We start from the raw sequence: 13,731 nt of genomic DNA on the forward strand, positions 1-13,731 counted from the left end.
GCATCAGACGCCGGTAGCACACGCGTGCCGGGCGGCCAACATCACCGACCGCCCGGCTCTCTTCCATCCGGCTCTCTTCCATCCGGCGCAAAGTATGGCGCATAATGCTTTATACATATATAACAAATCATGGCAATTGGTACCGCACGATATAATCGTGCACTGACTCCGCGCCGCGGAACCATTATCGCAATCGCAAGGATGGGCCATGACCGAGAATGATTTGATGGCATCGTTCACTCCATCGCAGATCGGGAATATTCCCCTGTATGAGCAAGTGGCCTCATTCTTCAAGCAGAAGATCCAGTCAGGTGCGCTGAATCCGGGAGACAGGATTCCCACCGAAACGTCGCTGTCGCAGGATCTCGGCATCAGCCGCACCACCATTAGGCAGGCCATGGATTCGTTGGTCAATGAAGGATTGATTATCCGACAGCGCAGACGAGGATCATTCGTGGCCAGCCCCAAGATGCGCCGACCACTCAATTACCTCTACAACTTCACCGAAAACATGCGGGAGCTCGGCGCCACGCCGCAATCCCGCGTACTGGCTTGCACGGTCGACGACGCCCGACCGGAAATCGCCGAAAAACTGCAGCTGCCCGACACGCAGCGTCGGGTATTCCACCTATGGCGTCTGCGCTGCGCCGACGGCAATCCAATTCTGCTGGAGGACACGTTCGTCCCCTATCACCTGTGTCCAGGCATCGAAGACACCGACTTCTCCACGCATTCGCTGTATCAGACTCTCGCCACCAGCTACTCGCTGAATCTGTTCCACGCAACGGAGACCATCGAGGCGATCATCATCAACACCAGCGACGCGCAACTGCTGGACTGCAAGAGCCCGGCCCCGGGCTACCGCATTACGCGCACGTCGCACCTCGATACCGGACTGGTATTCGAATACACAAAATCGGTGACCAACGCCGAACGCTGCATGTTCCAGATGGAGCTGTACCGCAACCCTGCCGCAGCAAAGAAATCCACGGCAGTGGAACGCAAAGTGAGCCTGTAGGCGAGTTCGTCCACGCGCAGCTTTCATCATGTAGCCTCCACCACACAATCATCTGGAGTCGTAGACGACGTCTGTACCCCCAGCGATGCCGCGCCAGGCAATCATTCTGGTCTCGGTAACCCTGATGGAAATCTCAATAACTCTCTCGCGCCGCATTGCATTTGTTTTATTTGTTTGATACATTTAGTATATATCGTTCAAATTGTTGTTGACTCGAACGTTGCAAAACCCGCAAGGAGGCGTCATGTACTACACCGAGACCGAAGACACGACTGCGGTACGTCTCGGCGAACTGACCCAGGCGATCAATACGATCAGCGAGTTCTGCGGCCCACGGGACGTGTCGGCGCTGACACAGACCGCGGTCAGCACACAATTGGCAACACTCGTGGCACCGACGGGAAACGCCGACCAAGCCGACGTGATGGTGCTGTTCGGCGGCAGTATTCTTCATGGCGTTGACGTGCTCGCGCAGGGCATCCGCAATGACGTGGCCAAACATTACGCGATCGTCGGCGGAGCAGGCCACACCACGCAGACACTACGCGACGTGGCAGGCCGCGCATTCCCGAACATCAGCACCGACGGCAAGCCGGAGGCACAGATCTTCGCCGAGTGCCTACGCGAACGACACGGCCTGTCGGCCGATTGGCTGGAAACGAAATCGACGAACTGCGGCAACAACATCACGAATCTGCTCGACCTGCTGCGAGACCATCTGCCCGACTGTCGGTCACTGATCCTATGTCAAGACGCCACCATGCAGCGACGCATGACCGCGGGACTGCGCAAGTTTGCGCCCGATATGACAACGATTGACTTTGCTGCGTACCGGACACGCGTGACGCCGATCGAGAATGAGACCATACAGTTCGGCAACGATCCCGTGGCCATACTTGATCATCTGGTCTACGTCGACGAACCCGAAGGCATGTGGTCGATCGAACGCTATGTAAGTCTGCTCATGGGCGAGGTGTCGCGCCTCTCCGATGACGAGCACGGATATGGACCGCGCGGCAAGGGGTTCATAACGCATGTGGATATTCCGGATGCGGTCCGGCAGGCGTCGGCGTTCATCAATGCGGCCCTCGGCGATATGACACGTGCGGCGGAACCGGCATTCGCATCTGCATGACGGGCACCGTTTGAGGTGCATCGACGAGAACGAACACCGCTCCGCCGACCGCCGACAACCATCTGCCAGCACAACGTCAAACAACACAATCCAATAGCAAAGGAGCAATCATGGTAGACGCATCACTGTTCTCGATCAAGAACCTGCACGGCAAGACAACGATGAATCCGGCGGTCGTACTTGGCGGCGAAGTAGACGGCAAGCACTGGCGCATCGGACTGATCACCGAATCGCTCATCCGATTCGAATGGTCCGACTCCGGCAAGTTCGTCGACGATCCCACGCAGACCGCGTTCGTACGCAACTTCCAGGTGGCATACAACGAACCGGTCCCTGAATTTACCGTGCTTGAACGTGATGGCTGGCTGGAGATCGACACCCCGCATCTGCATGTCTCGTACGACCAGCAGCCGTTCACCAAGGAGGGACTGTACGTCACCGTCAAGGGTATGTCGGTGATCGACAACACTTGGCATTACGGCGATGCACAGAGTCGCAACCTCGGCGGCACGGCCCGTACACTCGACATGGTCAACGGGGCCACACCGCTCGATCCCGGTGTCATCGGCACTGACGGATGGGCCGTGATCGATGACTCGCAGTCGAACCTCATCATCGAATCCGATGAGGTGAATGGTCATGCCAATCCGTTCGGCACATGGGTCACCCCCAAGCCGGAAGCAACCGAGGATTTCTACTTCTTCGGCTACGGTCACCGCTACCGCGAGGCCGTGCACGACTTCTACAAGCTCACCGGCCCCACTCCCCTGCTGCCGCGATACACGCTCGGCAACTGGTGGAGCCGCTACCACCGCTACACCGAGGCCGAGTACATGCAGCTGGTGAAACGGTTCGAGGATGAGGGACTGCCGTTCACCACGGCCGTGATCGACATGGACTGGCATCTGGTGGACGACGTAGATCCGAAGTACGGTTCCGGCTGGACCGGCTACACGTGGAACAAGGACTTCTTCCCCGACCCGCAGCGCTTCCTGCACTGGCTGCACGACCACGGCATGAAGACCACGCTCAACACACATCCACGCGACGGCATCCGTGAATTCGAGGACTCGTACGAGACCGTGGCCAAGGCGATGGATATCGATCCGAAGACCGGCGAGGCTGTGCAGTTCGACCTGACCGATCCAAAGTTCATGGCGGCGTACTTCGATCTGGTGCACCATCCGATCGAGGATGAGGGCGTCGACTTCTGGTGGCTGGACTGGCAGCAGGGCGGCGTGACCCGTCAGCGCGGACTCGACCCGCTGTGGATGCTGAATTATCTGCATTACCTTGACTCCGGCAGGCAGGACGGCGAGCGCGCCGGCAACCGTCCGCTCACGTTCTCGCGCTACGCCGGCCCGGGCTCGCACCGCTACCCCGTGGGATTCTCCGGCGACACGATCGTGACGTGGGAGTCCCTGCGATTCCAGCCGTATTTCACCGCCACGGCGAGCAACATCGGCTACGGCTGGTGGAGCCATGACATCGGCGGCCACATGTTCGGCTACCGTGACGAGGAGCTGGAGGCGCGCTGGTACCAGCTCGGCGTATTCAGCCCGATCAACCGTCTGCATTCCACCGATTCCACGTTCAATGGCAAGGAACCTTGGAATTTCCATGCCGAGGTGCGCATGGCCATGACCGATGTGCTGCGACTGCGCCATGCCATGATTCCATACCTGTACACGATGAATCGTCGTGCCGCATTCGACAACGAGCCCTTGGTACAGCCCATGTATTGGGATGCACCGGAGATCGCGGAGGCATACAACGTGCCGAGCGAGTTCCGCTTTGGCACCGAGCTGTTGGTCTCGCCGATCGTGCAGCCGGCTGACCGCGACGTGCAGATGGCCAAGGCCGACGTGTGGTTGCCGCAGGGCACGTGGTTCGACTTCTTCACCGGACGTCGATACGACTCGACGCCTGCCGAGGGACGGCGAATTGAAGCATGGCGCCAGATCGATCGCATACCGGTATTCGCCAAGGCAGGCGCAATCGTACCGCTGCAGCGCGTTCCCGAACACGGTCTGGTCAATGCGGTAAGCAATCCGGATGAACTCGACGTGATCGTATTCCCCGGCGCAAGTGGATCGTTTACATTGTGGGAGGATAACGGCGATGTCGAAACGGATGCCCGTTGGGCGAGCACCGCGCTGACGTTGACGTTGAACACCGATTCCGCCGTGTTCAACGTGGCAGGTGTGGATGGAGCCAGCGATGTCGTTCCGGGACACCGATCGTGGAATCTCGTATTCCGCGGGGTGTCACGCAACGCGATGGGACACGTAGTGGTGAACGTAGGCACAGGCGCCAAGGACGTGGCGGATACGGTAAGCGTGCGTTACGACCAATCGACGCTGAGCCTGATCGTGCGTGTGGAAAACGTTTCTGTGACCGATGCGATTACGGTGAGATTCACGAACGCGCTGGAGATCGCCGACAATCCAGTGGCCGATGACGTGTTTGCTGTGCTCAAAGATGCACAGATGCGCTACCTGACCAAGGAGAAGGCCAGCCGTATGATTGACCAGCTCGGAGTGAACGCGCTGCCCGCACTAAGCACGCTCGAAGCCGGACCGGATCCGACCGAGCGCTCCTATCCGGAATCCCACATGCCGCAGTCGGTGATCCAGGCCCTCACCGAGGTGCTGACGAGGGAGTAGCGGGCCGACTTCCGGCTTCCCCTTGAGGCTGAGCCGTCAAGTAAACCAGTCCGGTGGACTGTTTATAGGCGAAGACGAGCCGACAGGCGAGCAGGATTCTCGGCCGCAGGCCGTCCGTTCTTACTGGTGAAGGTGGACGGAAACAGTCCCTCTTCTCTCCTTCCCCTTGAGGGGAAGGTGGACGGCGTAGCCGGACGGATGAGGTGACTGCGACGAAGTCGCACAATACAACATCGCCGAAGGCGATTCACAACTCTGCCGGAGTCCGGTATGAGGATTGGAATCGCCTTCGGCGATGTTTTTGTTGCGGCTGACGCCGCTGCCACCTCATCCGTCAGCCGTTGGCTGACACCTTCCCCTCAAGGGGAAGGGAAGAGAGAAAGGACTGCTTGGCTCTTCCCCTCAAGGGGAAGGAGGGGAAAAGCTACTTGGCGGGGCGGAAGAATTCCTGAATCTCTTCGAGGCGCTTGCCCTTGGTTTCGGGGACCAGGAACCGCACGCCGAGGAAGCCGATGATGTCGAGCACGGCGAAGAACAGGAACATGCCCTGTCCGCCCCAACTGGCGAACATCATAGGCGTGAACTGGCCGATCAGCCATGCGGTGCCCCAGATGAACACGCCGCACAGGCCGGATGCACGGCCGCGCAGATGCGTGGGGAATAGTTCGGGAATCATCACCCACGTAACCGGTCCCATGGAGAACGCGAACGCGGCGATGAATCCGCAGGCGAACACCACCACGAGCACGCCGGGCGCGTCGAACATGAACGTGAGCGCCATCGCCACGGCGAACACGGCCATCAGCGACGTGCCCCACAACATGAGCGGCTTGCGGCCGGCACGGTCGATGAGCACCATGCCCACGACGGTGAACACGAGCTCCACGCCGCCCACCATGGTGGAGGCCAGAAACTCCGAGTTGCCGCCGAATCCGGCGTTGCGGAAGATCGTGGGACCGTAGAAGGAGATGGTGTTCTGGCCCACCGCCTGATTGAACACGGCCAGGAAGATACCCACCAGCAGCGCCTTGCGCAGACCGGGGCCGAACAGTTCGGCGAAGCTGCCGCTCTGGTCGAGCTTGATCGACGCCTCGATTGCCTTGGCCTCCTCGCGGGCGCCGGCCGTGCCGTTGATGCGTTCGAGAATGCGGAAGCCCTGCTCCTCCTTGCCGGACTGCATCAGGAATCGCGGGCTTTCCGGCGCGAACAGCATGAACACGAACAGCACCAGCGCGGGCGCGGCGCCAATGCCCAGCACCCAACGCCATCCGGTGCTCACACCCCATTCGTGCGAGCCGGACTGTGCGATGCAGAAGTTGATGATGTTGGTGAGGAAGATGCCGATGATGCACAGAAACTGGTACATGGACGACAGTGTGCCGCGCCATTTTGCGGGCGCGCATTCGGTGACGTAGGTGATGGAGATCGACGACGACAGGCCGATTCCCAGACCGCCGATGATTCGGGCGGCGATCAGCTGCTCGGGCGACTGGGTGAACGCGGAGAACAGTCCGGCGATGAAGAAGAACAGCGCGCCGAACATCATGACCTTGCGTCGTCCGATGCGGTCGCTGAGGAAGCCTGAGACGCCGACGCCGACCACGCCGCCGATGAAGATGCTGGAGACGATGAGTCCTTCATGCGCGGGGGTGAGATCGTAGAGTTCCTGCAGGAATCCGATGGCGCCGGAGATGCTGACGGCGTCGTAGCCGTAGAGCAGGCCGGCCATGCCGGCGCTGAGCGCCAGGATGATGACATATTTCATGGAGCCTTGGGCGACGGCCGGCTGGGCGGCCTCCCTGGTCGTGCCGTCTCCGTTGACGGCCTGGGTTGTGGACATGAGTGGGGTCCTTACTGTGATGGTTGATGGGGATTGATGGGAGCGGCTGCGTTGCCGCGAGGTGGAGAATACCGGGGTTCTCCCTCCTTGGGAGGGAGATGTCACGGCGAACGCCGTGACAGAGGGAGGGAACACAGGGTAGAAGCAAAAAAGACGAAAAAGGGGCGTCCTGAAGGGTGAAGGACAGGACGCCCCATGAATGGGGATGGGTTCGGTTGCCGGTGCGGATGATCGGAATCCGATCCGCACCGGCAACAAGAACCCGGTGCCTGGCGTTGACCGTCAGGCGTCGAGCGCGCCGAGCAGGTGCAGCTCGAAGCGGGCCTTGAGGTTGTCGGGGTTGAGCTCCAGGCTCTTCTCGAACAGCTCACGGGCGCCGGCCTTGTCGTTGAAGAACAGGCGGCTGTAGGCGAGCGCGCGAACCGTTTCGGCCTTGTGCTCGGTCACGCCGTCGGGCACGAACGACAGGTGCAGCGAGGTGACGATGGGCTTGCGGTCGAGGTCGTTCTTCACGTCCTCCTCCCACTTGACCACGGAGGCGCTCATGTCCTTGCGGGAGATGATGTTGTCGCCGAGCAGTCGTTCGGCGAGCGCCACGTAGTAGTCGGTTTCCGGTCCCATGTACGGGCTGTAGTTGCTGTGGATGAAGGGCAGCAGGCGGGATGCGGCCTTGCGGGCCTCGTCCTCGCGGCCGAGCTTCTGCAGCGCGGCGGCCTCGAACCAGCGGGCGTAGTACAGCTGCTGAGTGTCCCACCAGCCTGCGCGGAAGTTGGCGGGCACGATCTGCGCGTTGCGGTAGCATTCGAGCGCTTCCTCGACCTTGCCGTCGCGTTCGAGCAGTCGTCCCTTGCAGCACAGGGCGAAGGTGTACGACTCGGTGAGGTAGGTCTCCTGGCATTCGGCGGCCACGAACTCGTGGTTCTTGAGCACGTCGAGCGCCTTGTCGAACTCGAACACGTTGCTGTAGGCGTCGGCCACCTCCCAGGCGAGCGTGTCGGAGGGCTTGTCGGGCAGGTTGGCGAGCAGCCAGTCGAGGCGTTCGCGTCCGTCCACGCCGAGCTTGGCGGCCACGTAGTTGGTCTCGCGCACGAGCGTGTCGTCCTTGGGGTTGACCTCGCAGGCCTTCTTCATGAGCTCCAGCGCCTCTTCGCGGCGGTCGAACTTGCTGAAGTAGGCGATGGCGAGGTTGCGCCAGCCGATGTAGAAGTCGGGCTTGAGTTCGGTGACCTTCTTCCACTGGTCGGCCGCGGCCTTGTACTGCAGCTTGTTGTACAGCAGGCAGCCGTACAGGTAGGCGGCGGTGTAGTCGGTCGGGTCGGCTTCGACTGCGGCCTTGAGCACGGGCAGCTCCTCGAGGCGGTACGGGAACACGTCCACGATCGGGCTGTCGGACACGGCCTTGCGGTTGGACGCGGCGGCTTCGCTCTTGCCGAGCGAGTCGTAGACGAAGGCGAGCGTGTAGTGGGTCATCGGGGTGGACTGTCCGGCGAGCTTGGCGCCTTCGAGCAGGGCGACGGCCTCCTCCTTCAGCCCGGCGCGCAGCAGGTCGAACGTGACGTCGAGGATGGTCTGCGCGGGGTTGCTCAGCAGGATCGAGTAGAACTCGCCCAGGTCCTTGCCGGAGTAGTAGAGGTGCGCGAAGCGTGCCAGATGGTCGAGCTGGTCGCGGGCGATGATGCCTTCGAGCTCCGCCAGACCGGTCTCACGGTCGCCGAGCTTGATCTCCGCGATGGCCTTGTAGGCACCGCAGACGGCGTGGTCGGCTTCCTTCTTGAGCGCCTGCTCGGCGTGCTCCTTCATCTTGGCCCAGTCGCCGCGCTGTCCGTCGATGCCGGCGATGAAGGTCATGGCCGGGGAGATGACGTTGTTGCTCCATGCGGCCTTGAAGAAGGTCTCGTAGGCGGCGTCCACCTGACCCTTGCCGTACTCGCACAGCGCCTTGAGGTAGCTGTAGGTGCCGTCGTACGGGTTGTGGTTGAACCTGTTGAGCACCTTGTCGGCACGGTCGAGGTACTGCAGCGCCTCGTCGTACAGGGCGTTGTTGTAGCGGTCCTCGGCCATGGCGAGCAGGGACGGCAGGTGCTCGGGGTCGCGTTCGAGAGCCACCAGATAGTAGTCGCGACCCTTGAACGACGGGTCACGGTACTGGTCGATGTGCTCGCCGGCCACGTAGATCTCCTGCGCGGTGGTGAGCTCGTGCGGGGTGGGGATGCCGGGGTTGTCCTCGGGGATGCGCAGCACGTCGGGCTTGTCCTCGGTGTAGTCCATGAGCACGGTGCCGTCGGCGGCGGTCAGGCGCAGCGTGTAGACGTCGGCCGGCAGCGCCACGTCGAACTCGCGGTAGTCGCCGGGGTCGAGCGTGATGGTCTCGCGCAGCACCGTGTTCTCACCGTCGGACACTTCCAGCACGGCGTCGGCCACGCTCTTGGTGACGGCGATGCGCACTTCGCTGTTGGCCTTGTCGAGGTTGACCACGCCGTGGATGTTGGCGAAGGTCGGGGCCTTGGTGCCGTGGATCGGGTACCAGAACTGCGACCAGGTCTTCACCTCGTAGGGGGCGATGTACGTGAAGTCGGGCTGGTCGTCGGAGTAGGCGCCGGCCATGAGCTCGGCGTGCTCGCCGTCGTTGTCGGTCAGGTTGGCGTTCCACGCGTCGCCGAGGTCCTCGAGTGCCCACATGAACTGCTTCTTGCCAGGCACCACGTGGTGGTCGGCCACGTGCACGGTGCCGCAGTCGCGGTCGTGGTCGTAGCCGCCGAAGAAGTCGTACTTCGACGGGGCGGCGAAGTAGGAGTTGCCCTTCAGCGTGTTCTTGTGGATGCTGATGTCGGTTTCCTCTTCGTGGTTCTCCACCGCGTACCAGCCCTTGGTGATCGGGAAGGTGGCGTGGTGGCGGTCGTAGTGGTGGTGCACGTAGCCGACGTCCTGCGGGAAGAACAGCTGGTAGTTGGCATTGACGTGGATGCCGGCGTTCTCGTACCAGAGGAACGGATGCTTGACGGGCGTGCGGTTGTCGATCTTCACCACGGTCTCGTAGTAGGAGACGTCCGGGCGAAGCTTGACGCCCCACGTGCCCTTGAGACGGTACTGGCCCGGCGAGGGCGCGGCCTCGGAGCACCAGACGATCACGGTGCCGTCATCGAGCTTTTCGATGCTGTAGTCGACGGGCATCCACGTGCCGGGACGGTGATGGAACGGGAAGTTGAACTCCATGCCACCGGAGATCCAGTTGCCGTAGGAGCCGACGATGACGGGCTTGATGCGGTGGTGACGGTAGAGGAAGTTGTAGTCGTTGACCTTGTCGTAGCCTTCGAGGATGCGGCCGCCGAGCTCGGGCAGGATCAGCAGGCGGATGTAGTCGTTCTCCAGGCGGACCACGGTGTACTCGTGATCGGTGAGCTTGTCGCGTTCCACGCCGAGCGTCACACGGTTCGGGTAGGCGTAGCCGGTGGAACCCTGATGCTGACGGAACTCCGAGTACATGGGCATTTCGTCGGGTGCGGGCGGTTCGTAGGTCGGGATGATCATCTTCTCGACGCCGGTGACCACAGGATTGTGAGACATTGGAAACTCCTTTATTTCGTAGGCGTTGGTTGATGTTTGCGTTGTTCTTGACTGCGCTGTCACCATCAACGTTATGCGCGAAGCAAAGGCGTTTATTTATAAAAAGTGCTCTGCGATATGCAAAAAACATCCAGCGAAACGAACAGCGACGATGTGCGGAATCGACGACGATCACGCCACGTCATCATCGTCACTATTCGCGTACCGATCGCCGATACTCCAACGGCGTCATGCCCTCCGCCTTGCGAAACGCCAGACAGAACGCACTGGACGAGGAGAACCCGCACTTCGCGCAGATCCGCTTCAGCGAATCGTCGGTCTTGGCCAACAGCCGCTTCGCTGCGTCCATGCGGGCGTTGACCAGGAACGCGTGCGGCGTCATCCCCGTCGCCTTGCGGAACTCCTTGATGAAATAGCCGCGACTCATGCACGCCATATCCGCCAGCTCGTCGTTCGTCAGCGGCTGCGCCAGATTCGCCACGATGAAATCCTGCACGTCATCCATGGCGTACTGATGCTCCGGTTCCTCGATGGGTGACTCCTCCGCCGAGCCGGCGCATTCGGTGAGGATGTCGGTCAGATACCGCGACATCATCGGCTCCGAAATCCGCTGCCCCTCACGGAAACCGTCACCGATGCGCCGCAGACGGTTCACCGCGAACTGCGAGTTGGCGGTGGAGAACACGTTGCCTACACGCTCGCTGATGAAGTCGTAGTACATGCGCGCGGATACGCCGTTGAAGTGGATCCACAGCACCTCACTGTCGGCCAGCGCCTCGTACGACTGCGGTTCGTAGCAGTCGATCAGCACGAAGTCGCCGGCGCGCGCAACGATGCGATCACGCCCGGGAATGTCGATGCCGAACCTGCCCGAGCGGATGAAGAACAGCAGAAAGTTGTCGAGCGGGCCACGGTTGAGCGTGTACCCGGCCACGTATCGGTACGATCCCAGCCACTCCGGGTAGAGGAACACCTTCGCGCCGGAATTCGACGGATGGTACCGGTAATGCTCGGACTGTTCATTGACCACGTTCCGTTCCGCTGGCTTCATGATGCACTCCTCGTTGAGTCGGTCTGCGGACCCGAGTTGGTCTGCCACGACCGGTGTCATTACGACTGACCGCATTGCGCACTTTTCGATAACGACAGTGCACTTTCTATATAGTATGCCGCTCGGCTGTCACCCTAGTCTGGATTCATGGAGCAATGGCGCACAACAGACGATCATGAATTAGTTACCTCATCGAACGATATTCGCGCGGCGACCATTGCCGGGCCGAACGGCATGGCTGCACGCCTTACGAATCATGGCTCCCGACTCATGTCATTGACGATTCCCGACGGCGACGGCAAGCCGGTGGATGTGGTGCTCGGCAAGGACGATCCGCATGATTACGTTGCGGACGACACGTTGATGGGCGCGATCGTGGGACGCAACGCCAACCGCATTCGGGGCGCACGGTTCACGCTCGGCGGGCGCGAATACCGGTTGACGGCGAACGAGGGACCGAACAGCAATCACAGTCAGCCGAACGGATACGAGCATCGGAATTGGACGATTCTCGAGGCCGGCGATTCGTTCGTGCGGTTCGGACTGGACAGCCCCGATATGGATCAGGGATTCCCCGGACGGTTCCGGGTGAGTGTTCGGTATGCGCTGGTCGAGTCAGGATTGACGATCACCGTGCGCGGCACGTGCGATGCGACGACCGTGGCCAATCTGACCACGCACACGTATTGGAATCTCAACGGCGAGGGCAGCGGCGACGTGTTCGGCCACCGATTGCGTATACCGGCCGATCGGTTTTATTCAACCGATGAACAATTCATTCCGCTGGCCGGTCCGGCAGGTCGCGTGGATGGAACACCCATGGATTTTCGCAGGTCGGTCGGCATCGGGGAACAGCTGCGAATTGGGGCCCTGCGAGACAATCGACAACTTGCCATCGCCCGCGGCTACAACCACGCGTTTCCGATCGAAGCGACCAAGAACGGAGACGCATATGGCACAGGCGCTGAGGAATGGACAGGGCTAAAACTCATGGCCAAGGCGGTCGGCGAGCGCAGTGGCATCCGCATGGCGATGTACTCGGATGCGCCGGCGGTGCTGCTGTACACGGCTGGGTTTCTGGACGATGTGCCTGGCAAGAACGGTCACCGATATGGCCCGTCCGCGGGACTGTGTCTGGAACCGGGATTCGTGCCGAACGCCATCAACCGCACGGACTGCGAGCGTCCCGTATTGCCCGCCGGCAAGGAATACCAGCTCACCGTCCTCTACCGCTTCGGCTAGAGCCCTTTTGGCTTCCCCTTGAGGGGAAGCTGTCGGCGCAGCCGACTGATGAGGTGATTGCGACGAAGTCGCAAAAACACAACATCGCCGAAGGCGATTCAAAACTCCGCCGGGCTCCGGCACGGGGATTGGAATCGCCTTCGGCGATGTTTTTATTGCGGCTGACGCCGCTTCCACCTCATCCGTCCGGCTGCGCCGGACACCTTCCCCTCTCAAGGGGAAGGGGGAGAAGAGGAGGCAAGGAAGGCGCAATAGCGACGACTACTTGCCGGACTTGAGGCGGAGGGTCACCAGGTCTCGGAACATCTGCGGGGTCACGCCGTCCCAGGTCTCGATGGAGGCAAACTGGGGACCGTTCTTCGACGGCGGATTGTCGGAATGGATGTAGCCGGTCAGCGCGATCGTGGTGGCGCCGGAACGGGCCGCGGACTCCAGACCCACCGCGGAATCCTCAAGCGCGATGCACTCGCGGATCTCGTCGCCCTTGATGCCGAGTTTGGCGGCCGCGGCCAGGAACGGCGCGGGATTCGGCTTCTTCTCCTTCACGTCGTCGCCGCACACATACGCGGCGAACACGCCTTCGGGGGCCTGCGCGATGGCCGACTCCGCCATGGCGCGCGGCGATGCGGTGACGAGCACACTGGGAATGCCGGCGTCACGCACGGCGACCAGCACGTCGAGCACGCCCGGCATCCACGGCATCTGCTCCATCTCACGCTTGGCCACGAAGTCGATGAGTCCCGCACCCAGCTCCTCCACGCCGAGCTTGGTGCCGCGGTCGATCATCATCTGCGCCACCTTGGGCACGGGTGTGCCGGTGACCTTCCAACCCATCTCCTCCGACCAGTCGCCGCCATACTGTTCGGCGAACCACAGCTCGGCCTCATGCCAGATCGGTTCGGAGTCGATGAGCGTGCCGTCCATGTCCCAGAACGCCGCGCGCGGCAGCTTGGCAGCGGTCGTTGTCGTCTTCGATGCAGTCGCTTTCGTCATGACTCCAACTTTACGGAGGCCCGTGGTCCGGTTCGCTGGAAGACTCGCGTGGCAGGGATGCGAGTTTTGTGGTTTTGTTCCGGAATCCACGTCCCTTTTCCGTCGAAAACCGCCAGAATCGATTCGATTAGGCCGGTATGACGGCAACGAAAACCACAAAACTCGACGTCTCCGCCGGTAGACTGGAAGCGGAAGCCGAGAACAGCGAGCAAAGGGGTTCGT

At 61.4% G+C, this 13,731-nt stretch carries 8 protein-coding genes; 4 read left to right on the forward strand and 4 right to left on the reverse strand.

The window, feature by feature from the left end; all coding sequences use genetic code 11:
* The first annotated feature begins 208 nt into the window (after positions 1–208).
* The 3 genes from Tam10B_RS05600 (at position 209) to Tam10B_RS05610 (ending at position 4,819) form a co-directional block, all read left to right on the forward strand.
* Complete coding sequence (locus Tam10B_RS05600) at positions 209–1,018, forward strand: GntR family transcriptional regulator (RefSeq protein ID WP_093960277.1); 810 nt, start codon at positions 209–211, stop codon at positions 1,016–1,018.
* Between the two features lie 244 nt (positions 1,019–1,262).
* On the forward strand, positions 1,263–2,153 hold the full coding sequence (locus Tam10B_RS05605; RefSeq protein ID WP_093960278.1) for a YdcF family protein: 891 nt from the start codon (positions 1,263–1,265) through the stop codon (positions 2,151–2,153).
* A gap of 110 nt (positions 2,154–2,263) precedes the next feature.
* On the forward strand, positions 2,264–4,819 hold the full coding sequence (locus Tam10B_RS05610) for a glycoside hydrolase family 31 protein (protein WP_093960279.1): 2,556 nt from the start codon (positions 2,264–2,266) through the stop codon (positions 4,817–4,819).
* A gap of 424 nt (positions 4,820–5,243) precedes the next feature.
* Here the strand turns inward: Tam10B_RS05610 and Tam10B_RS05615 are convergent, their stop codons facing one another.
* The 3 genes from Tam10B_RS05615 to Tam10B_RS05625 form a co-directional block, all read right to left on the reverse strand.
* Positions 5,244–6,908 (reverse strand): sugar porter family MFS transporter, encoded by a 1,665-nt coding sequence (locus Tam10B_RS05615; RefSeq protein WP_332881261.1) that lies wholly within the window; start codon positions 6,906–6,908, stop codon positions 5,244–5,246.
* A 33-nt stretch (positions 6,909–6,941) separates the two neighbouring features.
* A complete protein-coding gene (locus Tam10B_RS05620) occupies positions 6,942–10,223 on the reverse strand; it encodes a tetratricopeptide repeat protein (protein WP_158214138.1) in 3,282 nt (1,093 codons plus the stop codon).
* A gap of 193 nt (positions 10,224–10,416) precedes the next feature.
* Positions 10,417–11,274 carry an AraC family transcriptional regulator gene (locus tag Tam10B_RS05625; protein ID WP_158214139.1) on the reverse strand — a complete coding sequence of 286 codons (858 nt, stop codon included), beginning with the start codon at positions 11,272–11,274 and terminating at the stop codon, positions 10,417–10,419.
* 147 nt (positions 11,275–11,421) lie between these two features.
* Here Tam10B_RS05625 and Tam10B_RS05630 point away from each other — a divergent pair, with 147 nt between their 5' ends.
* Positions 11,422–12,516, forward strand: a complete 1,095-nt coding sequence (locus tag Tam10B_RS05630) for an aldose epimerase family protein (protein WP_093960283.1) — start codon at positions 11,422–11,424, stop codon at positions 12,514–12,516.
* Positions 12,517–12,777: 261 nt separating this feature from the next.
* On the opposite strand, the gene Tam10B_RS05635 is transcribed toward Tam10B_RS05630, so the two are convergent.
* Positions 12,778–13,509, reverse strand: coding sequence for an HAD family hydrolase (locus Tam10B_RS05635; protein ID WP_093960284.1), 732 nt, complete (start codon positions 13,507–13,509; stop codon positions 12,778–12,780).
* Positions 13,510–13,731: the final 222 nt, after the last annotated feature.

The sequence above is a fragment of the Bifidobacterium vansinderenii genome, from assembly GCF_002234915.1.
Classification (GTDB): domain Bacteria; phylum Actinomycetota; class Actinomycetes; order Actinomycetales; family Bifidobacteriaceae; genus Galliscardovia; species Galliscardovia vansinderenii.